The sequence below is a fragment of the Ewingella americana ATCC 33852 genome, from assembly GCF_000735345.1.
Lineage (GTDB): Bacteria > Pseudomonadota > Gammaproteobacteria > Enterobacterales > Enterobacteriaceae > Ewingella > Ewingella americana.
In genome coordinates, this window is the sequence record NZ_JMPJ01000056.1 from 13,431 (window position 1) to 39,045 (window position 25,615).

At 54.3% G+C, this 25,615-nt stretch carries 23 protein-coding genes; 15 read left to right on the forward strand and 8 right to left on the reverse strand.

The window, feature by feature from the left end; all coding sequences use genetic code 11:
* Window positions 1–11: 11 nt before the first annotated feature.
* The gene (gene fruK / locus GEAM_RS11590) at window positions 12–950 is read right to left on the reverse strand and encodes a 1-phosphofructokinase (RefSeq protein WP_034791626.1); all 939 of its coding nucleotides are present in this window, start codon (window positions 948–950) and stop codon (window positions 12–14) included.
* Window positions 947–2,077, reverse strand: coding sequence for a fused PTS fructose transporter subunit IIA/HPr protein (gene fruB, locus GEAM_RS11595; protein WP_034791627.1), 1,131 nt, complete (start codon window positions 2,075–2,077; stop codon window positions 947–949). Before fruB ends, fruK begins: the two co-directional genes overlap by 4 nt.
* A gap of 471 nt (window positions 2,078–2,548) precedes the next feature.
* Between fruB and GEAM_RS11600 the strand changes: the two genes are divergently transcribed.
* Window positions 2,549–3,763, forward strand: a complete 1,215-nt coding sequence (locus GEAM_RS11600; RefSeq protein ID WP_034791628.1) for a sugar efflux transporter — start codon at window positions 2,549–2,551, stop codon at window positions 3,761–3,763.
* Between the two features lie 10 nt (window positions 3,764–3,773).
* Here the strand turns inward: GEAM_RS11600 and GEAM_RS11605 are convergent, their stop codons facing one another.
* Window positions 3,774–4,028: a YkgJ family cysteine cluster protein gene (locus GEAM_RS11605; protein ID WP_034791629.1), complete on the reverse strand. Its 255-nt coding sequence runs from the start codon at window positions 4,026–4,028 to the stop codon at window positions 3,774–3,776.
* A gap of 231 nt (window positions 4,029–4,259) precedes the next feature.
* Here GEAM_RS11605 and yeiP point away from each other — a divergent pair, with 231 nt between their 5' ends.
* Together yeiP and GEAM_RS11615 are read left to right on the forward strand one after the other, a co-directional pair.
* Entirely contained in the window at window positions 4,260–4,832 is a 573-nt protein-coding gene (yeiP, locus tag GEAM_RS11610; RefSeq protein ID WP_034791630.1) for an elongation factor P-like protein YeiP, read from the forward strand.
* A 281-nt stretch (window positions 4,833–5,113) separates the two neighbouring features.
* Entirely contained in the window at window positions 5,114–6,583 is a 1,470-nt protein-coding gene (locus GEAM_RS11615) for a mannitol dehydrogenase family protein (protein ID WP_034791631.1), read from the forward strand.
* A 41-nt stretch (window positions 6,584–6,624) separates the two neighbouring features.
* On the opposite strand, the gene GEAM_RS11620 is transcribed toward GEAM_RS11615, so the two are convergent.
* Together GEAM_RS11620 and GEAM_RS23125 are read right to left on the reverse strand one after the other, a co-directional pair.
* Window positions 6,625–7,365 carry an FCD domain-containing protein gene (locus GEAM_RS11620; RefSeq protein ID WP_034791633.1) on the reverse strand — a complete coding sequence of 247 codons (741 nt, stop codon included), beginning with the start codon at window positions 7,363–7,365 and terminating at the stop codon, window positions 6,625–6,627.
* A 208-nt stretch (window positions 7,366–7,573) separates the two neighbouring features.
* Window positions 7,574–7,882: a hypothetical protein gene (locus GEAM_RS23125; RefSeq protein ID WP_072009894.1), complete on the reverse strand. Its 309-nt coding sequence runs from the start codon at window positions 7,880–7,882 to the stop codon at window positions 7,574–7,576.
* A gap of 270 nt (window positions 7,883–8,152) precedes the next feature.
* On the opposite strand from GEAM_RS23125, the gene GEAM_RS11625 reads away from it, so the two are divergent.
* The 8 genes from GEAM_RS11625 to yejF all read left to right on the forward strand — a co-directional run bounded on the left by GEAM_RS11625 (window position 8,153) and on the right by yejF (window position 18,454).
* Window positions 8,153–9,127 (forward strand): CobW family GTP-binding protein, encoded by a 975-nt coding sequence (locus GEAM_RS11625; RefSeq protein ID WP_034791634.1) that lies wholly within the window; start codon window positions 8,153–8,155, stop codon window positions 9,125–9,127.
* A 60-nt stretch (window positions 9,128–9,187) separates the two neighbouring features.
* Window positions 9,188–9,889, forward strand: a complete 702-nt coding sequence (locus tag GEAM_RS11630) for a phosphatase PAP2 family protein (RefSeq protein WP_034791635.1) — start codon at window positions 9,188–9,190, stop codon at window positions 9,887–9,889.
* A gap of 449 nt (window positions 9,890–10,338) precedes the next feature.
* Window positions 10,339–10,923 (forward strand): bifunctional murein DD-endopeptidase/murein LD-carboxypeptidase, encoded by a 585-nt coding sequence (mepS, locus tag GEAM_RS11635; protein WP_034791636.1) that lies wholly within the window; start codon window positions 10,339–10,341, stop codon window positions 10,921–10,923.
* 187 nt (window positions 10,924–11,110) lie between these two features.
* The gene (locus tag GEAM_RS11640) at window positions 11,111–12,694 is read left to right on the forward strand and encodes a cyclic di-GMP phosphodiesterase (protein WP_051899490.1); all 1,584 of its coding nucleotides are present in this window, start codon (window positions 11,111–11,113) and stop codon (window positions 12,692–12,694) included.
* Window positions 12,695–12,898: 204 nt separating this feature from the next.
* The gene (locus tag GEAM_RS11645) at window positions 12,899–14,707 is read left to right on the forward strand and encodes an extracellular solute-binding protein (protein WP_034791637.1); all 1,809 of its coding nucleotides are present in this window, start codon (window positions 12,899–12,901) and stop codon (window positions 14,705–14,707) included.
* 9 nt (window positions 14,708–14,716) lie between these two features.
* Entirely contained in the window at window positions 14,717–15,811 is a 1,095-nt protein-coding gene (locus GEAM_RS11650; protein ID WP_034791638.1) for a microcin C ABC transporter permease YejB, read from the forward strand.
* Window positions 15,811–16,857, forward strand: a complete 1,047-nt coding sequence (locus tag GEAM_RS11655; RefSeq protein ID WP_034791639.1) for an ABC transporter permease — start codon at window positions 15,811–15,813, stop codon at window positions 16,855–16,857. Before GEAM_RS11650 ends, GEAM_RS11655 begins: the two co-directional genes overlap by 1 nt.
* Before the next feature lies 1 nt (window position 16,858).
* The gene (yejF, locus tag GEAM_RS11660; protein ID WP_034791640.1) at window positions 16,859–18,454 is read left to right on the forward strand and encodes a microcin C ABC transporter ATP-binding protein YejF; all 1,596 of its coding nucleotides are present in this window, start codon (window positions 16,859–16,861) and stop codon (window positions 18,452–18,454) included.
* A gap of 11 nt (window positions 18,455–18,465) precedes the next feature.
* Here the strand turns inward: yejF and GEAM_RS11665 are convergent, their stop codons facing one another.
* On the reverse strand, window positions 18,466–18,810 hold the full coding sequence (locus GEAM_RS11665) for a YejG family protein (RefSeq protein WP_034791642.1): 345 nt from the start codon (window positions 18,808–18,810) through the stop codon (window positions 18,466–18,468).
* A 438-nt stretch (window positions 18,811–19,248) separates the two neighbouring features.
* On the opposite strand from GEAM_RS11665, the gene GEAM_RS11670 reads away from it, so the two are divergent.
* The 4 genes from GEAM_RS11670 to aqpZ all read left to right on the forward strand — a co-directional run bounded on the left by GEAM_RS11670 (window position 19,249) and on the right by aqpZ (window position 23,824).
* A complete protein-coding gene (locus GEAM_RS11670; protein WP_034791644.1) occupies window positions 19,249–19,866 on the forward strand; it encodes a sorbitol dehydrogenase family protein in 618 nt (205 codons plus the stop codon).
* Window positions 19,866–21,521 carry a GMC family oxidoreductase gene (locus tag GEAM_RS11675; protein ID WP_034791646.1) on the forward strand — a complete coding sequence of 552 codons (1,656 nt, stop codon included), beginning with the start codon at window positions 19,866–19,868 and terminating at the stop codon, window positions 21,519–21,521. The genes GEAM_RS11670 and GEAM_RS11675 overlap by 1 nt, the downstream gene beginning before the upstream one ends.
* Window positions 21,518–22,927: a cytochrome c gene (locus GEAM_RS11680; protein ID WP_034791648.1), complete on the forward strand. Its 1,410-nt coding sequence runs from the start codon at window positions 21,518–21,520 to the stop codon at window positions 22,925–22,927. Before GEAM_RS11675 ends, GEAM_RS11680 begins: the two co-directional genes overlap by 4 nt.
* Window positions 22,928–23,122: 195 nt before the next feature.
* Entirely contained in the window at window positions 23,123–23,824 is a 702-nt protein-coding gene (aqpZ, locus tag GEAM_RS11685; RefSeq protein ID WP_034791649.1) for an aquaporin Z, read from the forward strand.
* Between the two features lie 99 nt (window positions 23,825–23,923).
* On the opposite strand, the gene GEAM_RS11690 is transcribed toward aqpZ, so the two are convergent.
* Window positions 23,924–24,667 (reverse strand): SDR family oxidoreductase, encoded by a 744-nt coding sequence (locus tag GEAM_RS11690; RefSeq protein ID WP_034791651.1) that lies wholly within the window; start codon window positions 24,665–24,667, stop codon window positions 23,924–23,926.
* 27 nt (window positions 24,668–24,694) lie between these two features.
* Window positions 24,695–25,459: a gluconate 5-dehydrogenase gene (idnO, locus tag GEAM_RS11695; protein ID WP_034791652.1), complete on the reverse strand. Its 765-nt coding sequence runs from the start codon at window positions 25,457–25,459 to the stop codon at window positions 24,695–24,697.
* Window positions 25,460–25,615 lie beyond the last annotated feature (156 nt).

Here is a 25,615-nt window from a genome sequence, read left to right on the forward strand (position 1 = left end):
GCCTCCTGCGGTCAATTAAAAGGTTTCAGGTCGACGCGGGCCATCATTGCGGCCAACTGCGGGCGATCGGTGACGCCGACGTTACTCTGGCTGACGGCCAAAGCAGCCACGGCGGTGGCCAGTCGTAAGGTATGTTCGCTTGATTCACGCATCAGCAGGCCGTAAATCAGGCCGCCCACCATGGAGTCGCCGGCACCCACGGTGCTGACCACTTCACAAGCTGGCGGTTTGGCAATCCATGCGCCAGACGCGTTAACCCACAGCGCCCCTTCGGCCCCCAGCGAGATAACCACGTGGGCGATCCCTTGGTCGCGCAAGGCGTGTGCGGCTTCTACGACGTCGCTCAATTCAGGCAACTTGCGTCCGGCCCAAATTTCTAATTCGCGGCGGTTTGGTTTCACCAGCCAAGGTGCAGCTTTCAAACCGGCAACCAGCGCTTCACGGCTGCTATCAAAGATGATGCACGGGCACTGGCTGCGCAGGCGCGTCATCCAGTCGGTAAAGGCTTCTGGGTCAACGCCGGTCGGCAGGCTGCCACACACGGCGACCATGTCGAACTGGCCGAGCCAAGAGAGAGAATCAGTGACGAAACGCTCCCAGTCCTGCGGCGTGACGTTAAAACCGGAGAAGTTGAAGTCGCTGACTTCGCCATCTTTCTCGGTCAGTTTGACGTTGATACGGGTACGGCCGGAAACCACCTGAAAACGGTTGGCAATGCCAAGGTCGCTGAACAGGTGCTGAAAGCCGTCCTGATTGTCTTTGCCGAGGAAACCGCCGACGGTGACATCAATGCCTAAGTCTTTCAGAACCTTGGCAACATTGATGCCTTTACCGGCGGCGTGCAGCCCGGCGGTTTGCACCAGATTCACTTCGCCCCGTTCAATTTCAGGGCAGTAGCCGACTAAATCGTAAGCCGGATTTAAGGTAATTGTGGCAACTCTGCGACTCATGCTCCCTCCCCAAGACCCGCGGCGATAGCGTCGCCGATGGTTTTCAGTGCCAGTTCTGCGTCTTCGCCATTGGCGGTGAAGCGCAGGTGATGTCCTTTTTTCACGCCCAGCGCCACGACTTTCATCAGGCTACGGCCGTTGGCAGGTTTACCGCTGCCATCGAGATTGGTCACAGTGATTTCACTGTTGAACTGTTTGATAACGTTAACCAGCGCGGTACCCGGACGAGCATGTAAGCCGTGTTCGTTGCGGATCACAAACTCTGCCGTCAGCAGGCTGGTTTGCTCTTCCACTTCGCTGGTCAGCAAGGCCAGCACGCCTACGGCATCCGCCGTCAGCAAGCGTTCAGCTTTTTGGCTGATCAACAGGTCGCTGAGGTAGTTGAGCACGTTTAACGGCTGGTCGTCGGCCACGGCGATGGTCAGCAGCGCGGCAACGGTTTCGCCGTCGTGCTCGAAAGCCTTGGCGGCGCGACTAAAGGTGGCGGCGCTTTTCAGGTTGCCCTCGGTGCTGTCACTCAGCCAGATGCCTTGGCCGAGGTTGAGCGGCTTACGGCTGATAACGTCGCTGACGAACGCGGTGTCCGCCGCGCCAATCTGCTGCAAACGCCCGGCATTCAATGCCTGAAGGGTCATCAGGTTGTCGGCGGCGACGTCGAGCGCGATAAGTTGGGTGTCGAAGAGGAATTCAGCCGCGTTTTTCTCGCCCATCAGCAGGCTACGCAGCTCTTCAGCTGAGTCAGTTTTCGCCATGCGTTCAGCCACGCTGTCATCACTCAATACGTGAGTCAGCTGGCGCAACAGGCTGAGGTGCTCGTCAGAGCGGGCCGCGATGCCGATCACCACGTAGGCGGTCTGCCCTTCTCCCCAAGCAATCCCCTGCGGGAACTGGTAAACCTGAACGCCGGTGTTGAGCACCAAATCGCGGGTGTCGGTGGTGCCATGCGGGATAGCAATGCCGTTACCCAGATAGGTAGAGGTCTGCAGCTCGCGCTGCAACATGCCATCGACGTAGCCTTCGCTGACGCGCCCGGCTTGGGTCAGCGCAGCGGCAACTTGGCGGATCGCCTCTTGCTTATCGCTGGCCGCCGCGCCGAGATGAATATCTTGCTGTGACAACTGGAACATAATTCTCCTCTCCTGCTGAATTTGAATCGTTTCAGCTTCATTGAGAAAAAAGGAGCGCTGCCAGATGAAACAGGTAATCGGACAACGCTGAAACGTTTCAGGCAGTCTCATTCTGGGCGATTTTTAAAGCAAGCATTCCCTGAATTGGCGTAACATTTTTTTGATGCCACGCACATTTTGCCCGTCAGAGGCCCATTTTCGTCCCACGAAAAGCTAAAAGCTGAAGCTGTGCTGAAGTGATCCCGAAGTGGCTGTAAGCAGAACTTAACGGCCAAGGTAACGGCCAAAGAGAAAGGCGAAAACCGGTCCCAAGGCGCGGCGTTTTTTACCACAAAGTGCGGTTTTATTATTCAGTATGGCAAATACACTGCTGTTTACCTTTTTACTGATTAAAACCGGTTTTTGTTTTTTTTAAACAGGCGTAACATTCGCGCGAATTTATTCCTCTCCTAAGCTGGTTTAAGCCTAAAAATGTCGACATCAACTGCCACTGCTCGCCGCCTGCCTGACATCACGTCAACCGCCTTTCTGATCGTGGCTTTCTTAACCGGGATTGCGGGCGCACTGCAAACCCCGACGCTCAGCCTGTTTCTGACCTCAGAAGTGCATGTCAGCCCCTTCATGGTGGGGATCTTCTTTACCGGCAGCGCGGTGATTGGCATTTTCGTCAGTCAGCTTTTGGCCAGTTGGTCAGATAAACGCGGGGATCGCAAAACACTGATCCTCTATTGCTGCATTTTGGGCGCGCTGGGTTGCGTGCTCTTTGCCTTCAACCGCAGCTACTTTATGTTGCTGCTGGTCGGCGTGCTGTTGTCGAGCTTTGGCTCCACCGCCAACCCGCAATTATTTGCGCTGGCGCGCGAACACGCCGAGAAGACCGGCCGCGAAGCCATGATGTTTAGCTCGATTTTGCGCGCACAGGTTTCACTGGCGTGGGTGGTCGGCCCGCCGCTGGCATTCGCGCTCGCCATGGGCTTCGGCTTCACCTTTATGTACAGCGCGGCGATGCTAGCCTTCCTTATTTGCGGCCTGATGGTCTGGATGTTCTTGCCGTCCATGCCGAAAGCACGGGTCAAAACTACCGCCACCATTGAAGCACCGCGCCGCAACCGTCGCGACACCCTGCTGTTGTTTATCGCCTGTACTTTGATGTGGGCTGCCAACAGTATTTACCTGATTAACATGCCGCTGTACGTGGTGAATGAACTGCATCTGCCAGAAAAATTGGCGGGGATTTTGATGGGAACCGCGGCCTGTTTGGAAATTCCAACCATGTTGATCGCCGGATATCTGGCGCGCCAGTTGGGTAAACAGTTCCTGATGCGCTGCGCGGTGATTGCTGGCGTGGTGTTTTACGCCAGCGTGCTGTTCAGCACAAGCCCTATTGCGCTGATTGTTTCACAGCTGCTGAACGCCATTTTCATCGGGATTTTGGCCGGGATTGGCATGCTCTACTTCCAGGATTTGATGCCGGGTCAGGCGGGCGCGGCCACCACGCTGTTCACCAATTCAACCCGTGCGGGCTGGATTTTGGCCGGGTCACTGGCTGGCGTTATTGCCCAGTTCTGGAGCTATCACGCCGTGTTTTATGCCGCTTTCGCGATGGTGGTCGGCTCGGTGTTCTGTATCTGGCGAGTGAAGAATGTCGACGAAGAACCGGCCGAAGCGATAATCACCTTGGATTAATTGCCGTCAATCACGGCGCGGTTTCTGCTTCCAAACGCGTGAGGTAGATCAAGGCGTCGTCGCGATGGGTATGACACATTTCGCGGCTGGCTTGCAGACTGGCACAGACTTTGGGGCGCAGCGGCGAAGTGAAAATGCCGCACAGGAAATTGTCCGCCAGATGGATGCAGCGCGTGTTGGCCGGTTTGCCATTCGGCATCCCCGGAATAGGGCTGGAAATCGAGGGCGCAATACAGCAAGCGCCACAATTGGTACGGCAATCCATTAGCGCCTCCGTTTGGCTCGTTAAGTGAGGCGCGACAATAACAGTCGCTACTATCAGTCTCCAGCGAAATCTTTCTCCCCCGACCACTTTCTGGCTACGCTTAATGATGCGGGAAATACGGCTGAAACGGCGGCAAAGTGCGGGATAACGAGTAATCTGCTTGCCTGAAATCGGCGGCGCGAGTAACGTGTCGCCAAATATTTTCTACTCCCCTCATGACAGGTTATTTATATGGCACGTGCTAATGAAATTAAACGCGGCTTCGTTGTTAACTACGACGGTAAATTGCTGCTGGTAAAAGACATCGATGTTCAAAGCCCAAGCGCGCGCGGTGCCAGCACCCTGTACAAAATGCGCTTCTCCGACGTGCGCACCGGCGGCAAGGTTGAAGAGCGTTTTAAAGGCGACGACATTCTGGATACCGTCACCCTGACCCGCCGTAAAGTGAACTTCTCTTACGTCGATGGCGACGAATATATCTTTATGGATGATGAAGATTTCACGCCTTACACCTTCAACAAAGCGCAGATTGAAGACGAACTGCTGTTTATTCCTGAAGAAGGTTTGCAGGGTATGCAGGTTCTGACGCTGGACAGCCAACTGCTGGCGCTGGAATTGCCACAAACCGTGGATCTGGAAATCATCGAAACTGCGCCGGGCATCAAAGGCGCGTCGGCCAGCGCACGCAACAAACCGGCGGTCATGAGCACCGGTTTAAGCATTCAGGTGCCTGAGTACCTGAGCCAAGGCGACAAAATCCGCATTCATATCGCTGAACGTCGTTACATGGGCCGCGCTGATTAATCAGCGGCGAATAATGACTGCACATCAAGAGCGCTCCGGCGCTCTTTTTTTATGCCTGAAAAGCTTGAGTTACATTCCACGCTCACTGCTCTTTCGATCTACTTCACAGATCCCATCTGAATCTGGACTAACCAATTTTCATTTCTGTCGTATGACTTTACACTCGAAGTCCTGATTTATGGCCCAATTGTCATCTGCATCACCGCTCCTGGCAGGCCATTAAAGAAAAAGACCTATTTTGGCCTGACCAATTAATCTAATTCTTATCATTGGAGTGATGCATGAAAACGATCGCCACGGAACAACTTCCCGCCCAAGTCCAGCTACCTAACTATGACCGCGGCCAGCTTAAAAGCCGCATTGTGCATATTGGCTTTGGCGCTTTCCATCGCGCCCATCAGGCGCTAATGACTGACCGCGTGCTGAATAAGCAAGGTGGCGACTGGGGGATTTGCGAAGTTAGCCTGTTTGGTCGCGACAATCTGATTAAAGCGCTGCGCCAGCAGGACAACCTCTTTACCGTGCTGGAAAAAGGCGCAGAAGGCGATCAGGCCATTGTGATTGGTGCCGTGTGCGAAACCCTGCATGGCCGGATCGAAGGCATCAATGCGGTGGTGGAAAAACTGGCCGAGCCTCAGGTGGCGATTGTCTCACTGACTATCACTGAAAAGGGCTATTGCATTGAGCCGGGCAGCGGCAAGCTGGACCTCGACAACCCGCAGATCCAGCAAGACCTGACGGGCGAGCAGACGCCATCAACCGCGCCGGGTATTTTGGTCGAAGCCCTGCGCCTGCGCCACCAGCGCGGTTTGCCGGGCTTTAGCGTGCTCTCTTGTGACAACATCCCGGAAAATGGTCACGTGGTAAAAAATGCCGTGCTGGGTCTGGCTCAGGCGCGCTCCGCCGAGCTAGCCGCGTGGATTGAAAGCCACGTCACCTTCCCAAGCACCATGGTGGACCGCATTGTCCCTGCCGCCACGGAAAACGCCCTCGACGAAATCACCGAGGCGCTAGGCGGCGTGGCTGACCCTTGCGGTATCGCCTGTGAGCCATTCATCCAGTGGGTAGTTGAAGATAACTTTGTCGCCGGTCGCCCCGCGTGGGAAGAGGTTGGCGCACAGCTGGTCAGCGACGTGTTGCCCTTCGAGCAGATGAAACTACGCATGCTGAACGGCAGCCACTCATTCCTCGCCTACCTTGGCTATCTGGCGGGTTATCAATACATCAATGAATGCATGGAAGACCCAAACTATAAGCGCGCGGCACACAATTTGATGCTGAAAGAGCAAGCGCCGACCCTCAGCGTGAAAGGCATTAATCTGCAAGATTACGCTGACAGCCTGATTGCCCGTTACATCAACCCTTCACTGAAGCACCGGACATGGCAGATTGCGATGGATGGCACCATGAAGCTGCCGCAGCGCATGCTCGACTCAGTGCGTTGGCATCTGCAAAACGGCGGCGACTTCAGCCTGCTGGCCTTGGGCGTTGCGGGTTGGATGCGTTATGTCGGCGGGGTTGATGACGCCGGTGCGGTAATTGAAATCAAAGACCCAATGGCGGAGAAGCTGGCGCAAATCGTCAGTAACAGTGAAGACGGCGAAGCGCGGGTCAACGCCCTGCTGGCGCTGCATAGCGTATTTGGCGATGCGCTGGCGAAAAACGCTCAGGCGGTTGAGGCAATTCAGCAAGCTTATGCCAGCTTGCAACAGCACGGCGCTAAGCAGAGTGTCGCCAATTACGTGGGTTAAGATGGATTGTTAATGCTGACACGGCTGCTCTAGGGCAGCCGTTAATCATTGAGTAAAGAAGGCGTGGATTCAAACAGATAACCATCAAAAGCCGGGTCTTCAGCGTCCGACACCGCCAACAGCAGCGTTTTGACATTTTCCAGATGCTGCCACATGGCTTGTTTTGCCGCTTTAGCATCACGCCGCAGCACCGCCTGAAGAATGGTCTGGTGATCTTGTAGCCACTGGTGATGGTCGTTTTTCCCAACGTGCTGCTGAATGCCCTGCCACATAGGGCTGCGATGGCGCACCTGCCACAGCTCCGCCACCATATTGGCTAACACGCTGTTTTGCGAAGATTGTGCCAGCAGGTTGTGAAATAGCTCGTCGGCGCTTTCATCCACCACGCCCTGCTCAATGAATTGCCGTTCCATCTCAATAGCATCACGCATTTTCAAGATGTCAGCCTTGGTGGCCTGTGTGGCGGCAAAGGCGGCAACTTCACTTTCTACCAATTGCCGCGCCTGAAGCAGCTCAAAAGGCCCAAATCCGCTATCACCCTGAAAAGCACTCCACTTGCCTGACGGCTCCGGCTGCTGGGTCAGCACATAGACGCCCGAACCTTTACGCACTTCGACCACGCCTTCCAGCTCAAGCATGATCAACGCTTCGCGCACCACGCTCCTGCTGACTGCAAAACTTTCGGCAATTTCTCTTTCCGGAGGCAGCCTGTCGCCCGCCATAAACTCCCCTGCCGCAATCGCGCTGCGCAGTTTGCCGCCGATGTCTTGATAAAGCCGCATTGATTTACTCCAAGGGAAATTGGTCTGGCAGATTAAACCAGCATCATTCGTTTCGCGTCATAGATTGGGAAAAAGTATATCACCGGGTTATTGGTGCCACGAGGATCAAGGGTGGGAAGTGCTGCCGAGGTCAAAATTGGGCTGACCAATAGGGGGATAGGTCAGGCCGGAAAAGAGGCAAGCAGGTCGCTTGCCTCCGTCATGACCCTTAATTGTAGCTAACGGTCATAATTGCCAGATGGGGATTATTATTCACATTGCGTGTAGAAACCTGCCCAATTGACTGCGGCAGTGAAAAATTTGGAAGGTTTTTAGTATCAATAGTGCGGGTCTGTTGGAGGGTTTTACCACTCCTATAGCATTGACTGGTCAACTTATTTGAAGAGGTATTGAAAATGCATCCATCTTCAACAATTGCGCCATAAAAATGAATGGTGCCACCTGAAGAGGTTACTGCCGCCTGCGTCATCCCTGAGGTACAACATCCAAAAAACAAGATCGCAATGATTTTGTTCATGGGTGCCTCAATTACAGTTAGTTTACTTGTGTGAAACATTAATTTAACCAATATAAAAATACAGACTTATCCGATGAATGAGTAGGGTTTTGCCTACAAGATTTTCTTATGCACAACGTGCTCTAAACCTATGTTTCATCGGCGCAATACTGGATTTTCTTGATAGCTGGCGGCATCTTATTACTCCAAATCATGCCCCATGAAACCAATTAGCCATAAAGTCTTTAACTTTCATGGAGTTAATCCGTCACCTTTTAGAAGGGATTGTTGATGACCAAAACCAATCTGATCACAGGCTTTTTGGGTAGCGGAAAGACCACTACTATTCGCCATTTGCTGGCTCAGAAACCTGAGGGTGAAAAGTGGGCGGTATTGGTTAACGAATTTGGTGAAATAGGCATTGATGGTGGCCTGCTAGCGGACAGCGGCGCGGTGCTGAAAGAGATCCCCGGCGGCTGCATGTGCTGCGTCAACGGACTGCCGATGCAAGTAGGTCTGAACATGTTGCTTCAACAGGCCAAACCGGACAGATTGCTGATCGAACCTACCGGGCTGGGCCATCCAAAACAGATTTTGTCGTTGCTGGGTTCTGACGTGTACAAAAGCTGGCTGACTCTTAATGCGTCAATCTGCCTGCTTGATGCCCGCAACCTCAGCGATCAACGCACGGTGGAAAACGAGAACTTCCGCGATCAGCTGGCGGCGGCGGACATCATCGTCGCTAACAAATCCGACGTTTATAGCGAGCAAGATAGTCAGCTTCTCAGCGCATGGCAAAGCCAGTGGGCCGCCGGGCGTGAAGTGGTGATTGCCGCGCAGGGAGAGATTGATGTCAGCCTGCTGGATAAGCCGCGCTTAAATGAAGCTCAGTTGCCAGACGGCGCGCACCACCACTCCCACCCTGCGCAAAAAGGGTTGGCAGCGCTCAGCCTGCCGGGTCACCAGCGCTGGCGGCGGGCGTTAAATCAGGCTGACGGCTATTCAAGCTGCGGCTGGATTTTCGACCAAGAGACGGTTTTCGACACAGCAGGTTTGCTCGACTGGGTGCGCCTCGCGCCGGTCGACAGAGTGAAAGGAGTGATGCGTATAAAGGAGGGAACTTTAGTGGTTAATCGCCAAGGTGAAGACTTGCGCATTGAGACGCGGCCGATGGCGCCTTTAGACAGCAGGATTGAGCTAATTACTCGCGATGAAACGCAGTGGAATGAACTACAATCTTCTTTGTTGAAGGTTCGTTTAAGTTAGGCGGCTTACCGTATCGCCCACAATATTACTTAACATTCGCTAATTAACGGGTCCCTACTTATGTGGCGTCGCAATATCCCCTCAATCCTGATACTGAATGTATTGGGTATTGCTTTGTTTTTATCTTATTACCTGCCCGCGAACCACGGCTTCTGGTTCCCTATCGACTCGTCGATCTTCTTCTATTTCAACCAGCACTTGGCGACTAACCAGACCTTCCTGCACGTGGTGGCAGTCACCAACAACCGGGCTTTCGACGGTATTTCGCTGCTGGCCATGGGCCTGTTGTACCTTTCTTACTATATAAAGAGGGATACCGCCGGGCGCCGCCAGATGATTTTGATTGGCTTCGTGATGCTGCTGACCGCCGTGGTGCTCAACCAACTGGGCCATCTGCTGCCTGTCAGCCATAAAAGCCCGTCGCTGAGTTTCCCTGGCGTGAACCGCGTGAGCGAATTGACCGGCATTCCAACCAAAGACTCCTCGGGCGACAGCTTCCCCGGCGACCACGGCATGATGCTGCTGGTGTTCACCTGCTTCATGCTGCGCTACTTGGGTAAAGCGGCCTTTGGCGTGGCGCTGCTGATCACGGTGATCTTCTCCCTGCCGCGCCTGATGATTGGCGCGCACTGGTTCACCGATATCGCCGTGGGTTCCCTCTCCGTGGTGTTGGTTGGAGCAAGCTGGTGGTTAATGACGCCAGCGAGTGACAAATTGATCGGTTGGTTGGATAGAATGTTGCCTAAGTTACGTTCTAAATAAGCGTTTTTAAGGCAAACACTATTTTTTAACATCTATTGATAAATATTATGGTTCGGCAGTCGTATTTCAGACTGCCGAACTTTCTGTTTAGACATTATCTTGCATAGCTTTATTGAATTTTTATTACACAGCCCGCTTGTGCTGTGGTTTTGAGCCAAAGCCGTACAAATAACGCTCATCTCTTTTTACATTAACGCTAACATCACTTTACATCACAATTTCATATAAAAAATCCCGTAAAACCTCTCGCAATCCCTTATTCATTACGGTACTCTCCAAAACGCTTGCACAGAAATGTGGCATAAATGGCTTGATCCAAGAAAAAGTGTGTCGTAACGCACATTTCCCTCGTCAGGCGTTTGCTGCTCCTGTTTGCGGCAGGTAGTCTCGCTTCGTTTGGCAATTTATAACGATTAAATCGTTAAGGACTTCAAGGGATAACAACAACAATGGTCAAGTCTCAACCGTTTATGAGATATGTTCTGCGGCTGATACCCGCAATTGGCGCGGCAATTCTTCTCTCCGCGTGTAGTGGCACACATTCTTCGAATACAGAAAACGCGCAAACTGATATGCGTGCAGTAAATGACAAAGACGGTCTTCTACTGCAAGCCTCTCAGGATGAATTCGAAGCAATGGTTCGCAGCGTCAACGTAAAATCCAAAATCATGGATCAGTACGCTGACTGGAAAGGCGTTCGTTATCGGTTAGGTGGTGACAGCAAGCGTGGTATCGATTGCTCAGCCTTCGTTCAGGTAACATTCCGCGAACAATTCGGCATGGACTTACCTCGTTCAACATATGAACAAGAGGAAAAGGGCAAGAAAATCCAGCGCACGAAATTACGTGCCGGTGATCTGGTTCTGTTCCGTGCAGGCTCTACGGGTCGCCATGTAGGCATTTATTTAGGTAACGATCAGTTTGTTCACGCTTCCACCAGCAACGGTGTGATGATTTCAAACTTGAACGAAACTTACTGGAATAAACGTTTCCGTGAAGCAAGACGAGTTTTAGTTAGCGGTGAACATAGCTAACGCATAAATAAACTCTTGTTGTCCCAAGCCAAGCGAACTAAAAAAAACGTCATCTCAGGATGGCGTTTTTTTTTGTTTATTTTCTTAGGCTTCGTTATAAAAATATTTGAAATTTATTTAATGACAGATAATCATTTCTCTACGTTATACTTAAAATTCCGCAACATACTGAGTGAAGGTTGAAAAAATGGGGTTGAATTCGGCTCTCACCCATAGTGTTTTACCCAGACGTACCTATCTTATTCGAAGCCTGATTGCCGCCACCCTGCTCTTTTTCATTTTCACTGCCGCAACGCTCTACACCATTGCGATAAAGAATAAACAGCAACAACAGCAAGTCAGTGATCGCACCGTAGAGTACAGCAAAGCGTATCTGCAAAACCTCACCGCAACCATGAAACGCCTCAGCCAGTTGCCAGAGAAAAACTGCGAGATGGCAACCGATCAGCTGAGTCGCGACGCGGCCCTAACCCTTGGCGTCCGAGATTTCCTCTTGGTGCGCGAGGGCCGGGTCTATTGCTCGTCGGCGACGGGCGAAATGTCTCTGTCGGTGCAAGATTTTTTCTCCGGCCTCGACTGGCATAAGCCGCTGGATATTCAGCTTGAGCAAGGCACCAGTTTCATCCCAAATCGGCCAGTGATTGCCGTCTGGTATCGCAATCCTGAAGTGAGCGACAGCGGCATTTTGGCCACCATTGAACTGACGCTTTCTCCTTATATGCTGTTTGCCCAAACCGACGAGGGCTACCACGGCTTTGCGCTGATTGTCGGCGACCGGGCGCTAACCTCTATGGGCAGCTCGCTACTGGCGGTGAAGGATTTACCTCAGAGCCACTATTCGGAAATCAAAATAGACGACTACCCTTTCACCCTGCGCCTGTACGCGCCGCAGCTGACGGGTGAAAACATTCGCTTTACCCTGCTTGCTAGCCTGCTGCTGAGCCTGATGGTCGGCGCGCTTATCTACTTCACATTGGTCAACCGCCATAGCCCGGAGCGCGAAGTGCTGCTTGGCCTAAAGCACAATCAGTTCTTTGTGGAATATCAGCCGGTGATGGAAACCCAAAGCTTGAAAGTGGCGGGGATCGAAGCCCTGATGCGCTGGCAGCATCCGGTCGAGGGGCGCATTCCGCCTGACATCTTTATTAACTTTGCCGAGTCGCAGGGGTTAATCGAAGTGTTGACCCGCCGCGTGATGCAGCTGGCGGCCGCAGATGCCCATCGCCTGATGCAGGTCCTGCCGCCAAAGGCCAAGTTCAGCATTAATATCTCGCCGCACCACATGAAGAAAAGCAGCTTCCGCGATGACGTGATGGACTTCCTGTTCGCCATGCCGAAAGACTATTTTCAGGTGGTATTTGAAATCACCGAGCGCGGCATGGTGGATAACGAAAGCGCCATGCGGGAATTTAACTGGTTGCGTCAGCAAGGGATTGAAATCGCCATTGATGACTTCGGCACCGGCCACAGCGCATTGATCTATCTCGAGAAGTTCACGCTGGATTACCTGAAAATCGATCGCGGCTTTGTGATGTCTATCGACCAAAACACGCTGATCGCCCCGGTGCTGGACACCGTGCTGAAGCTGACCGAAGAGTTAAACCTGAAAACCATCGCCGAAGGGGTAGAAACGGTCCAACAGGCCAAATATCTGCGTAAACACGGCGTCAGCCTGCTACAGGGCTTTCTTTACAGCAAACCGCTGCCGGTGGATGAAATCATCAATTACACGCGTCAGGTCAACGGCGGTTTGCTAACGCCTGAGAAATAAAGGGTTCTTAAGGTTGAGGATTTCCCTCAATGCTGCTTTTTGTCTTAGACTCTGTTTAATACTGTGGTAAAACAGCAGGAATAAGACAAAAAGACGCTATTGGTAGTATTTTCAACCAGTTTGCCAGCGGCAAATTTAGCGCCAGACATCTCGCGCACCCAAGGTGCCGGGAGCGCCCCCCTTTTAGTAGGAGCGACGTGTAGGATGTTTTCGCGACTCATTACAGCAGCTTTATTTTCCGCGCTGAGCCTGTGCGCTCAGGCCGAAGTCATTCAGGACAGCTACGCCTTCTCGGTGCTGGGTGAACCTAAGTACTTCTCCAACTTCAGCAACTTCGATTACGTCAATCCGGCGGCCCCTAAAGGCGGCACTATCCGTCTGGCGGCGATTGGCACCTATGACAACTTCAACCGCTACGCCTCACGCGGCAACCCGGCGGTGCGCAGCGACACCCTCTACGACAGCCTGTTTACCACCTCAAGCGATGAAATCGGCAGCTACTATCCGCTGGTTGCCGACTCCGCGCGCTATGACAGCAACTTCCGCTGGGTGGAAGTCGATATCAACCCGCGCGCCCGCTTCCACGACGGCAGCGCGATCACCGCCAACGACGTGGCTTTCACCTTTAGCAAATTTATGACCGAAGGCGTGCCGCAGTTCCGCGTGGTGTACAAAGGCGCGGAGGTGAAAGCCATCTCACGCCTGACGGTGCGCATTGTCCTGCCGCGCCCGGACAAAGACATGATGCTCGGCCTGCTCGGTTTGCCTATCCTGCCGCAAAAATTCTGGGAAAAGCATAAGTTTAACGAGCCGCTTTCCACCCCGCCGCTGAGCAGCGGCCCTTATCGCATCAGTGATTACAAGCTCGGGCAGTACGTCACCTACTCCCGCGTGCCGGACTACTGGGCGGCCAATTTGCCGGTTAACCGTGGCCGCTATAATTTCGACACTATCCGCTACGACTACTATCTCGACGACAGCATTGCGCTGGAAGCCTTTAAATCCGGGGCTTTTGACTTCCGCATGGAAGCCTCGCCGAAGAACTGGGCGACGCAGTATAAAGGCACCAACTTCAGCAAAGAGTACATCGTCAAGCAGGATGACCAGAATCAGGCCGCGCAGGACACTCGATGGCTGGCGTTTAATATCCAGCGCCCGTTGTTTAGCGATCGTCGGGTGCGCGAGGCGCTGACGCTGGCCTTTGATTTCGAATGGATGAATAAGGCGCTTTATTTCGGCTCATGGCAGCGGGCCAACAGCTATTTCCAAAATACCGAGTACAGCGCCAGTAACTACCCTAACTCTGCCGAGCTGGCGTGGCTGGCTCCGCTGAAGGGGCAGGTTCCGGATGAAGTCTTCAGCAAGCTTTACCAACCCCCGGTTTCAGACGGCAGCGGCAATGACCGCGCCAACCTGCTGAAAGCCACCGAACTGCTAAAACAGGCGGGCTGGGAAGTCAGAAACCAGCAGTTGGTGAATGCCAAAACTGGCAAGCCTTTTACCTTTGAATTGCTGCTGCCGGGCGGCGCGAACACTCAGTACGCCCTGCCTTTCCAACATAATTTGGCGCGATTGGGCATTAAGATGACGCTGCGCGAAGTGGACAACTCGCAGTTCGTTCGCCGTTTCCGCCAGCGGGACTTCGACATGGTGCCGAGCGTCTACAGCGCCATGCCCTACCCTAGCCCTGACCTGCAAATTATCTGGAACAGCAAATACATTGATTCCAGCTATAACCGGCCCGGCGTCAAAGACCCGGCGGTGGATAAGCTGACAGACGAGATAGCCGCCAACCAAGGCAAGCCAGACGCCCTGCTGGCGCTGGGCCACGCGCTGGACAGAGTGCTGACGTGGAACATGTATATGATCCCGATGTGGTACAACAACCACCAGCGCTACGCCTACTGGGATAAATTCTCCATGCCATCCATTCAGCCGATGAATGGGCTGGAGCTGGACACCTGGTGGTATGACATTAACCGCGCAAACCGTTTACCGGCCGAGCGGCGCTAAGGAGGCCCTGTGACGTCCTACATCCTGCGCCGCCTGTTGCTGATCATTCCCACCCTGTGGGCAATCATCACCATTAACTTTTTTATTGTGCAAATCGCCCCCGGCGGCCCGGTTGACCAAGCCATCGCCGCCATTCAAATGGGCAAAAGCAGCGGCATTCCCGGCAGCAGTGGCGGCAGCGACCTTGGTAAAGCCTCTCCCGGCGTGGGGCAAGTGGGTGACAGCCAGTATCGCGGCGCGCGCGGTCTGGACCCGGAAGTCATTGCAGAAATCACCCACCGTTTTGGCTTCGACAAACCGCTGCATGAACGCTATTTCGACATGCTGTGGAGCTACGTGCGCTTTGACTTCGGCGACAGTCTGTTCCGTGGTTCCAGCGTCATGCAGTTGGTCAGGGACAGCCTGCCGGTGTCGGTCAGCCTTGGCCTGTGGAGCACGCTGATCATCTATCTGGTGTCGATCCCGCTGGGTATTCGCAAAGCAGTAAAAAACGGCACGGCTTTTGATAACTGGAGCAGTTCGCTGATCATCATTGGCTACGCCGTGCCTTCATTCCTGTTTGCCATTCTGCTGATCGTGCTGTTTACCGGAGGCAGCTACCTCGACTGGTTCCCGCTGCGCGGCCTCACCTCGCCCAATTTCGACCAGCTTCCGTGGTATGGCAAAGTGACCGACTATTTGTGGCACATCACCCTGCCGGTGCTGGCGACGGTGATTGGCGGCTTTGCCACCCTCACCATGCTGACCAAAAACTCCTTTATGGATGAGATCCGCAAGCAGTACGTGGTGACGGCGCGGGCCAAAGGCCTGAGTGAGAAGAAGATCCTTTACCGCCACGTGTTCCGCAACGCCATGCTGCTGGTGATCGCCGGGTTCCCGGCCACCTTTATCAGCATGTTCTTTACCGGCTCACTGCTAATTGAAGTGATGTTCTCGTTGCAAGGGCTGGGCCTGCTGGGCTATGACGCCATTGTCTCGCGCGACTTCCCGGTGATGTTCGGCACGCTGTACATCTTCACGCTCATCGGTCTGTTGCTGAACATTATTAGTGATATCACTTACACGCTGGTTGACCCCCGCATCGACTTTGAGGCCCGCCAATAATGACGCTAAGCCCTCTGAATCAGGCGAGATGGGCGCGTTTTCGCGCTAATAAACGCGGCTACTGGTCGCTGTGGATTTTCCTCACCCTGTTTATCCTTTCGCTGCTTTCTAACATTCTTGCCAATGATAAACCCCTGCTGGCGAGCTATCAGGGCCAGCTGACAGTGCCGTTTCTGTTTGATTACAGCGAAACCACTTTTGGCGGCGAGCTGCAAACCCCGACCGACTACCAAGACCCCTTTGTGGTTGGGCAAATCGAGAAACACGGCTGGGCAATCTGGGCGCCTATTCGCCACAGCTTTAACTCCATTAATTTCGCCACCGACCAGTCTTTCCCTTCGCCACCTTCGGCCGACAACTGGCTGGGCACCGACGGCGACGGCCACGACGTATTGGCGCAGCTGCTATACGGCCTGCGCATTTCACTGTTTTTCGGCATCTCGCTGACGGTGTTATCTTCGCTGATTGGCGTGTTAGTGGGCGCGACTCAGGGCTACTACGGCGGGCGCATTGACCTGCTGGGCCAGCGGCTGATTGAAGTCTGGTCGGGCATGCCAACCCTGTTTTTAATCATCATGCTGTCGAGCGTGGTGCAGCCGAACTTCTGGTGGCTGCTGCTGATTAGCGTGCTTTCCGGCTGGATGATTCTGGTCGGCGTGGTGCGCGCCGAGTTTTTGCGCACCCGCAACTTCGACTATATCCGCGCCGCGCAGGCGATGGGGGTCAGTGACCGGATGATTATGCTGCGCCACATGCTGCCGAACGCCATGGTGGCGACGCTGACTTACATGCCCTTTATCCTCTGCGGCTCGATAACCACCCTCACCTCGCTGGATTTCCTCGGCTTTGGCCTGCCGCCAGGTTCGCCGTCGCTGGGCAACCTGCTGCTGGCCGGGAAGAACAATTTGCAGGCCCCGTGGCTCGGCATCAGCTCCTTTGTCGCGCTGGCCCTGCTGCTTTCACTGCTGATTTTCATCGGCGAAGCGGTGCGCGATGCTTTTGACCCATCGTCAAAGCCGCAGCCAGTCTCCACCAAGGGCCGCTGATATGAGCCACTCTGCTTTATTAGATATTCAAAACCTCAGCGCGGCCTTTGAGCTGGGCGACACCTCGCGTCAGGTGATAAGCCAAGTTTCGCTCAAAGTTGACCAAGGCGAAACGCTGGCGCTGGTCGGCGAGTCCGGCTCGGGCAAGAGCGTCACCGCGCTCTCCGTGCTGCGTCTACTGCCCAACGTGACCTATCCCGAGGGAGACATTCTGTTTGCCGGCCAGTCACTGCTCAATGCTCCTGAGAGCACTCTGCGCAAGGTGCGCGGCAACCAGATTGCGATGATTTTTCAGGAGCCGATGGTTTCTCTCAACCCGCTGCACAATATTGAAAAGCAGCTGGCGGAAGTGCTCTCTTTACACCGGGGAATGGGCCGGGAAGCCGCGCGCGGTGAGATAATCAGCTGTCTCGACCGCGTGGGAATTCGACAGGCGAAATCTCGTCTGGGTGATTTCCCCCACCAGCTTTCCGGCGGCGAGCGCCAGAGGGTGATGATTGCCATGGCGGTGCTGACCCAGCCGAAGCTGCTGATCGCCGATGAGCCAACCACCGCGCTGGATGTCTCGGTGCAGGCGCAAATCCTCAAACTGCTCAACGAGCTGAAGCAAGAGCTGAACATGGGGATGCTGTTTATCACCCATAACCTGAACATTGTGCGCCAGATGGCGGATAACGTGGCAGTGATGCAGCATGGCAAGGTGGTGGAAACCCAGCCGCGCGCCCTGCTCTTCAGTCAGCCGCAGCACCCTTATACCCAGCGCCTGCTGCAAGCCGAGCCGCAGGGCCGCCCGCAGCCGCTGGATAGCGCCCAGCCGGTTCTGTTGGAAGTCAAAGACCTGAGCGTGACCTTTTCCCGCAAACGCGGCTTACTGCGCCGCACGGTCAGCAGCAAGCAGGCGGTGAATAAGCTGAGTTTTAGCCTGCGCCGTGGGGAAAGTATTGGCGTGGTGGGGGAATCCGGCTCGGGCAAGAGCACCACCGGGCTGGCCCTGCTGCGCCTCATCAGCTCGCAAGGTGAGATCCTGCTCGGCGGCGAGCCGCTGCACCAGTTCACTCGCCGCCAGATGTTGCCTTTTAGAAGCCGGATGCAAGTGGTGTTTCAGGACCCCTTCTCGGCGCTAAACCCGCGCTTTACCGTGGAGCAGATTATCGCCGAAGGGCTGTTGGTCCACGGCAAGCTCGACGCCAGCCAGCGCGAACAGCGGGTGATTAAGGTGATGGAAGAAGTGGGGCTGGACGCCGAATCGCGCCATCGCTATCCGGGAGAGTTCTCCGGCGGGCAGCGCCAGCGTATTGCAATTGCCCGCGCGCTGGTGCTCGAGCCAGAAATCTTGATCCTTGATGAGCCGACGTCGTCGCTGGACAAATCAGTGCAGGCGCAAATTCTGGCTATTCTCAGCGAGCTGCAACTGCGCCTCGGCCTGTCGTATCTGTTTATCAGCCATGACCTACGCGTGGTGCGCACGCTGTGCCATCAACTGATCGTGCTGCGCGAGGGAGAAGTGGTGGAGCAAGGGAACTGCGAGGCGATTTTCCGTGCGCCAGCACACCCCTACACGCAGGAGTTGCTGTCACTGTCGGATCTGGATGATTAAAACGCGGAAACTCAGAAAGGGTAAAGCGCGGAGACGGTTTCAGCGATAGCCGCGCCGGTGTTTTTCAGGCGGCACAGGGTGGCGCTCTCATCGTCGCGTTTTACAAACAGGCAGGGCTGGCCGTCGCACTCAACCACCGAGCTTTCCACTTGAATCTCTTGCAGGCACTCTGTCAGATGGTGCATAACCTGCCACGCCACCTCGCCTTCGTGGCTCAGTAGTTTCAGTCCAATCAGGTTGCTACCCTCTTCGCTACCCGGTAGCGGAATCGGTTCAACCTTGATGCCGTCAAAACCCGTTAACCAGCGGTAACTTTGCGGCAAACGATGTACTACCGAAAGTTGGATATTATTCACGAGGATCCCCAGATGATTCACTCAAGACATCAGTCACGCCAACGCGGCGTGTATAGCAAGTTATAGCCTTTGAACTCAAAGTGCGCTCGCCAATTCAACAAAAGAATTAACATTATTGTAACGTCACAAGCACAAAATGTTGGCTAATTGATGATTTTATGTCCAGCTCGTGGTTGTTCTGCGAGCCAGATCTCGTTTTGACCTCTTTGTAACCTTTTTCACCCCATATCTCAACCAATTTAATTCATCGGCGTTACTTTCTTGACTCTATTTTTTTACAATTTAAAAACATCTTTTGTTAAAGAATATCGCACGATTTGTTTTCACCCTTTTTAGTTTTAGGCTTATTATCCGCACCGTTTTTACTGATTTTTGTTTTGAATGACTTCCCTTTCCTGAGCCGGCTTGGCTCATATTCCAATACCAGCGAGAGTTGAAATGGATAATGATCCGTCAATGATTGATAGCAATGCACCCGAAAATGGTACCGGTTTCAGTCGCCGTGACCTGATTAAAGGGCTGACCTCTGCGATGGTGGCAACCACCCTTCTCGGTTTTCCGTTCCTGACTCAGGCGGAAAAAGCCACGGCAGAAGCCTCCCCGGTAATTTTTGGTCAGTTCTACCTTGTCTCTCAAGCCGTCACTGAGCATAAGAATCTCAGCGAAGGCGCTTCTGCCCAAATTTTCAACGCGCTGTTCCGTGGACAGCCCGACTTCCCTTTGCAGGTCAGTAAGCTACATGCTCTGGTTAACAGCAATCAGACAGCAAAAGAGCTGCAAGCGTTAGCCAAACAGCAAGGGCTGGGCGATCTGGTGACTAACATCGTCACCGCGTGGTACACAGGTTCGGTCGGGCATGGTACCGATTCCATTTTAATCTCTTATAAAGACGCGCTGATGTACCGCCCGGTGAGTGATGGCCTGATTGTGCCAACCTACTGCGGCAACGGCCCGCTGTGGTTCACCGCCGCGCCGCCAGCCGCCGCCATGCCTGAGGCGATGAGTGCCGACCGTTTCGGCCCGGCTACAGATGCAAACCAAGTGAGTAAATCCTGATGAAAAAACCTGAATTTATGGCGAACGGTGATGCGTCCGCTGATGTCATTGTGGTCGGTTCTGGCGTGGTTGGCGGCATGATTGCCGATCAGTTGGTTAGTCAGGGTTACTCGGTGCTGGTACTGGAAGCTGGTTTGCGCATTGAGCGCGCTCAGGCGGTAGAAAACTGGCGCAACATGCCGTTTGAAAACCGCGCTGGCTCTGACTATCAGGGGCTTTACCCGCAGTCGGAAAACGCCCCGGCCCCGCTCTACTTCCCGGAAAACAACTATGTTCATCTGACCGGGCCGAGCGCCAGCAGCTTTAAACAGGGCTATCTGCGCACCGTCGGCGGCACCACCTGGCACTGGGCGGCATCCTGCTGGAGACACGTCCCGAACGATTTCAAAATGAAAACGCTGTACGGCGTTGGCCGCGACTGGCCAATCTCCTATGACGAGCTGGAGCCTTACTACTGCCGCGCCGAAGAAGAGATTGGCGTTGCCGGGCCAAACGACCCCGAGCTGCAATCCCCTTCCGAGCGCAGTAAGCCTTACCCGATGGAGCAAGTGCCTTACGGCTATGGTGACACCCGTTTCGCCGAAGTGGTAAACCCGCACGGCTATCGCTCAGTGCCAATCCCACAGGGACGCAGCACCCGCCCGTGGAACGGCCGCCCAACCTGCTGTGGCAACAACAACTGCCAGCCAATCTGCCCAATTGGTGCCATGTATAACGGCATCGCCCACGTCGAACGCGCTGAAAATAAAGGTGCCGTGGTGCTGGCCGAGGCGGTGGTTTACAAAATCGACACCGACGAAGACAACAATGTCACCGCCGTTCACTGGCTGGACAACAAAAAGCAGTCGCACAAGGCCACTGGCAAAGTGTTCGCACTGGCCTGTAACGGCATTGAAACCCCGCGCCTGCTGCTGATGGCGGCTAACGAGAAGAACCCGAACGGTATCGCCAACTCTTCCGACCACGTGGGTCGTAACATGATGGACCACTCGGGCTTCCACTGTACCTTCATCGCCCAAGAGCCACTGTGGATTGGTCGCGGCCCGGCGCAGAGCAGCTGTCTGGTTGGTCCGCGCGACGGTGAGTTCCGCAAGGAATACTCCGCCAACAAGATGATCCTCAACAACATCAACCGGGTGATCCCAGCGACCTCCAAAGCCCTGCAAATGGGTCTGGTGGGTAAAGAGCTGGACGAAGAGATCCGCCGCCGCGCCATCTATGGCGTGGACCTGTCTATCAGCCTTGAGCCACTGCCAGACCCGAATAACCGCCTGACGCTGAGCAAAACCCGTAAAGATCCCCACGGCCTGCCGTGCCCGGATATTCATTACGACGTCGGCGATTATGTGCGTAAAGGCGCGGAAGCGGCGCACAAGCAGTTGGAGCACATTGGTCAGCTGTTTATGGCTGACGAGTTCAACATCACCACCAGCCTCAATGCCAACAACCACATCATGGGCGGCACCATTATGGGCAGCGACCCGAAAGATTCCGTGGTTGACGGCAACTGCCGCACCCACGACCACGCCAACCTGTGGTTACCGGGCGGCGGCGCGATCCCCTCTTCCAGCGTGGTCAACAGTACCCTGACCATGGCGGCACTGGGCCTGAAAGCGGCGGATGATATGGCGAAGAAACTGGCAGGTGCGGCATGAAAATAACGCTTCTGAAGGGCATCAGCCTCGCGCTGTTCGGCATCGCTTTGAACGGCGCGGCGCAGGCCGAACTGTCTCAGGCCGAATGGGCGCAGCAGGGTAAGATGGTCGCCAGCGCGGCTGACTGTCAGGCTTGTCACACCAATCCGGGCGGCCAGCCTTTCGCCGGGGGATACTCAATCCACTCGCCGATGGGCACCATTTTTACCACCAACATCACGCCATCCAAGCAGTTCGGTATCGGCAATTACACCGAGGAGCAGTTTGCTCGCGCGGTGCGCCACGGGGTGCGTCCGGACGGCAAAAACCTCTATCCGGCGATGCCTTACACCTCTTATAGCCACATGAGCGATGAAGACATCAAAGCCATGTATGTCTACTTCCAGACTCAGGTTAAAGCGGTAGACAGCCCGACGCCCGAAACGGCGCTGCCCTTCCCCTTCAATATGCGGATTGCCATGGCGGGCTGGAACCTGATGTACCTCGACAGCGCGCCGTTTAAGCCAGATGCCAGCAAAAGCGCCGAGTGGAATCGCGGGGCTTATCTGGTCAACGGTGCCGGGCACTGCGACACCTGCCACACTCCGCGTAACCTGATGATGGGTTCGGTGACGGATAAGCCATTGGCTGGCGGCATGGTCGGGCCTTGGTATGCGCCGAATATCAGCTCAGATCCGGTCAGCGGGATTGGTAACTGGACGCAGGCCGAGTTGGTCGAATACATGAAAACCGGCCGCGCGAATGGTAAGAATCAGGCCGCTGGCCCGATGGCAGAAGCCGTCGAAAACAGCCTGCAATACCTGCCGGACTCTGATCTGAACGCCATTGCCTTCTACCTCAAGAACAGCACGCCAGTGCGAGACCCTGAGGATAAGCAGTCTGCCGATACCTTTGGCAAAGCCTTTAACGTCGAGGAAGGCTTGCGCGGCGCGCATCCGGCCAACGCCAACGGCACCATTGATAGCGGCGCGGCGCTGTTCAGCGGCTATTGCGCCAGTTGCCACCAGCCGGACGGCTCGGGCAGTAAAAATCAGGCTTATCCATCGCTGTATAACAATACCGCGACCGGGCTGGGCAATGCGTCTAACCTGATTTCGGCGATTCTGTACGGCGTTGATCGCAAGGTCGGCGATCACCACGTGCTGATGCCGAAATTTGGCGAAGGCTCTTATGTCGGCCAACTTAACGACCAGCAAATCGCGGATATCTCCAACTATGTGCTGACCCACTACGGCAACGCGGCGATTCAGGTGAATGCCCATGACGTCGCGGTGTTACGCGCCGGTGGGCCAATCACCCTTCTTGCCAAGTTGCAGCCTTATATGGCTCCGGCGATGGTGGCTGGCGTGGTTATCTTATTAGTGCTGATTTTCTGGCTGGGAAGACGGCGTAAAATAGTCAAGTAAGAGCCAGACCATAAGAGTGTAGGAAATACAGAAAGTAGGCTTCAGAGCCTACTTTTTTCATTTTCACCGCCTTTCAAAGATCAAAATATTAACTTTTTAAATCTATACTTATTGAGTAGTTACCCTGCGTGACTATTTTGTTTCGGGTAATTATAGGTGAAGTAGAAAAAAGTATTCTTGAAGGCGGATAATCCTATGTTAAATAAATTGTCGGCGGAGTTCCTAGGAACCTTCGTTTTAGTTTTTGGTGGCTGTGGTAGTGCGGTTTTGGCTGCGGCTTTTCCCGAGTTAGGTATTGGTTTTGCAGGTGTGGCACTGGCATTTGGTTTAACGGTTTTAACCATGGCTTATGCCGTGGGTCATATATCCGGCGGCCATTTTAATCCCGCTATTACCATCGGCTTATTAGCTGGCGGTCGTTTCCCGGCGAAAGAAGTGGTTCCTTATATTGTGGCTCAGGTACTGGGTGGTATTGCCGCCGCGGCAGTGCTGTATCTGATTGCTAGCGGCAAAGCCGGGTTTGACGCCACGGCCAGCGGCTTTGCGTCTAATGGTTATGGCGAGCATTCTCCGGGCGGCTTTTCATTAACCTCGGCGATTGTGATTGAGTTTGTATTATCAGCCGTATTCCTGATTGTTATTCATGGCGCGACAGACAAATTTGCCGCGGCGGGTTTTGCGCCTCTGGCAATTGGTCTGGCATTGACCTTAATTCATTTAATCAGTATTCCGGTGACCAATACTTCGGTAAACCCGGCGCGAAGCACGGCCGTTGCTTTATTCCAGGGAACCTGGGCTATTCAGCAACTGTGGGTATTCTGGCTGGTGCCTATTCTGGGTGGTATTGTCGGTGGGCTGATTTATCGCTGTTTGCTTGAGAAGAAAAGTCATGCGTAGTCTGCGCAATAAGCTTTTTGTTATCTAATTGAAAGCGCCCGATAATCTCTCGGGCGCTTTATTTAAATGAAGAATTAAAACAAACAATCTTAATAGTGATTAACCGCGCCCGACCAATGGCATTGCTGACGCCATAATGGTCATGGATAACACATTGGTATCCAGCGGCAGTCCAGCCATAAAGGCTACGGCCTCGCCCACTCTGTCTACTGGGATCACCGGCTCTTCGGCAATCTCACCGTTAGCCTGCATTCTGCCTGCCAGCGCCAAATTGCCCATGTCCGTCGAAGCATTGCCAATGTCGATTTGCCCACAGGTGATGTTGAAGGCGCGGCCATCCAGCGCCGTCGATTTGGTCAAGCCGGTGATGGCGTGCTTGCTGGCGGTATAAGGGGCTGAGTTTGGTCGCGGCGACTGGGCCGAAATCGAGCCATTGTTGATGATTCTGCCCCCCATCGGGTTTTGCTGTTTCATCAACCCCACGGCGGCGCGGGTGCATAAGAACGCGCCGGTCAGGTTGGTGTTGATCACGGATAGCCACTCTTGCACCGGCAACTGCTCGATGGGCAGGTCTTTGGCATTGGTGCCCGCGTTGTTAAACAGCAGGTCCAGTCGGCCAAAGGTGGCTTGAATATCGGCGAACAGCGCCTCCACCGATTCAGGGCTGGTGACATCCAGTTGGCGAGCAATCGCCCGCCCGGAAGGCAGTTCCACCAGCGCCTGCTCCAGCTTCTGCGGATTGCGCCCGGTGATGATCACCGTAAAGCCAATCTCGGTCAGCGCTTTCGCCGCGTTCAACCCAATACCACTGCCACCGCCGGTCACTAAGGCTATTTTGGTCATGATCAATCCTTTTAATTCAATGCCCGTTTACACGGCGGCCAGCATGCCACCGTCAATAAAGAGTAGATGACCATTGACGAAATCAGAGGCCTTGGAGGACAGATATACCGCGCCGCCAATCAGCTCTTCCGGGTTGCCCCAGCGCGCGGCCGGTGTGCGTTTGCACAACCAGTCGGAGAACTCTTTGTTATCCACCAGCGCCTGCGTCATATCCGTTTTGAAGTAGCCCGGCGCGATGCCGTTGACCTGAATATTGTAGCGCGCCAGCTCGACGCACATGCCGCGCGTTAACATCTTCACCGCCCCTTTCGACGCGGCGTAAGGCGTGATGGTGTCGCGACCCAGCTCACTCTGCATTGAGCCAATGTTGATGATTTTGCCGCGTTCGCGTTTCACCATGTAGCGAGCCACGGCCTGCGACACCAGGAAGACGGATTTTTGGTTAACGGCCACGATGTCATCCCAATCTTTCTCTGGGAATTCGGTGAATTTGTGGCGGCGCTGGATACCGGCGTTGTTGACCAAGACGTCAATCGGACCGATTTTACTTTCAATTTGGTCAATGGCGGCGTTCACCGCTTTGCTGTCGGTGACGTCAAAGGAGACGGCGTGAGCAATAAAACCTTCGCCGCGCAGCGCCTCGGCCGCCTTTTCGGTGGTGTCTTGCGAGGTGCCGTTGACGATAATTTCTGCGCCGTGCTGCGCCAGCCCTTTCGCCAGCAGGAAGCCAATACCGCGCGTTGAGCCGGTGACCAGAATTCTTTTATTATCGAGGGAGAACAGGTTTGTCATGATGGCGTCCGTCTAAAAATAAGCTGTAAAAGTGATGAATTCGTTATGTCACACTTAAACGGTTTATCGGCGGGCAAACTGTGACGCAGATCACTGTGCTCCGTGTTAACAAACTCTGTTACCACAAGCGTGATCGCTATCATTTTGCTAACATGT

Bases quoted from the DNA above. Each gene is read 5' to 3' on its own strand.
- aqpZ (WP_034791649.1), top strand. From the start codon at position 23,123: ATGTTAAATAAATTGTCGGCGGAGTTCCTAGGAACCTTCGTTTTAGTT.
- GEAM_RS11630 (WP_034791635.1), top strand. From the start codon at position 9,188: ATGTGGCGTCGCAATATCCCCTCAATCCTGATACTGAATGTATTGGGT.
- GEAM_RS11645 (WP_034791637.1), top strand. From the start codon at position 12,899: ATGTTTTCGCGACTCATTACAGCAGCTTTATTTTCCGCGCTGAGCCTG.
- GEAM_RS11600 (WP_034791628.1), top strand. From the start codon at position 2,549: ATGTCGACATCAACTGCCACTGCTCGCCGCCTGCCTGACATCACGTCA.
- GEAM_RS11670 (WP_034791644.1), top strand. From the start codon at position 19,249: ATGGATAATGATCCGTCAATGATTGATAGCAATGCACCCGAAAATGGT.
- GEAM_RS11680 (WP_034791648.1), top strand. From the start codon at position 21,518: ATGAAAATAACGCTTCTGAAGGGCATCAGCCTCGCGCTGTTCGGCATC.
- GEAM_RS11605 (WP_034791629.1), bottom strand. From the start codon at position 4,028: ATGGATTGCCGTACCAATTGTGGCGCTTGCTGTATTGCGCCCTCGATT.
- GEAM_RS11625 (WP_034791634.1), top strand. From the start codon at position 8,153: ATGACCAAAACCAATCTGATCACAGGCTTTTTGGGTAGCGGAAAGACC.
- GEAM_RS11620 (WP_034791633.1), bottom strand. From the start codon at position 7,365: ATGCGGCTTTATCAAGACATCGGCGGCAAACTGCGCAGCGCGATTGCG.
- yeiP (WP_034791630.1), top strand. From the start codon at position 4,260: ATGGCACGTGCTAATGAAATTAAACGCGGCTTCGTTGTTAACTACGAC.
- GEAM_RS11615 (WP_034791631.1), top strand. From the start codon at position 5,114: ATGAAAACGATCGCCACGGAACAACTTCCCGCCCAAGTCCAGCTACCT.
- GEAM_RS11655 (WP_034791639.1), top strand. From the start codon at position 15,811: ATGACGCTAAGCCCTCTGAATCAGGCGAGATGGGCGCGTTTTCGCGCT.
- yejF (WP_034791640.1), top strand. From the start codon at position 16,859: ATGAGCCACTCTGCTTTATTAGATATTCAAAACCTCAGCGCGGCCTTT.
- mepS (WP_034791636.1), top strand. From the start codon at position 10,339: ATGGTCAAGTCTCAACCGTTTATGAGATATGTTCTGCGGCTGATACCC.
- idnO (WP_034791652.1), bottom strand. From the start codon at position 25,459: ATGACAAACCTGTTCTCCCTCGATAATAAAAGAATTCTGGTCACCGGC.
- GEAM_RS23125 (WP_072009894.1), bottom strand. From the start codon at position 7,882: ATGAACAAAATCATTGCGATCTTGTTTTTTGGATGTTGTACCTCAGGG.
- GEAM_RS11675 (WP_034791646.1), top strand. From the start codon at position 19,866: ATGAAAAAACCTGAATTTATGGCGAACGGTGATGCGTCCGCTGATGTC.
- fruK (WP_034791626.1), bottom strand. From the start codon at position 950: ATGAGTCGCAGAGTTGCCACAATTACCTTAAATCCGGCTTACGATTTA.
- fruB (WP_034791627.1), bottom strand. From the start codon at position 2,077: ATGTTCCAGTTGTCACAGCAAGATATTCATCTCGGCGCGGCGGCCAGC.
- GEAM_RS11690 (WP_034791651.1), bottom strand. From the start codon at position 24,667: ATGACCAAAATAGCCTTAGTGACCGGCGGTGGCAGTGGTATTGGGTTG.
- GEAM_RS11640 (WP_051899490.1), top strand. From the start codon at position 11,111: ATGGGGTTGAATTCGGCTCTCACCCATAGTGTTTTACCCAGACGTACC.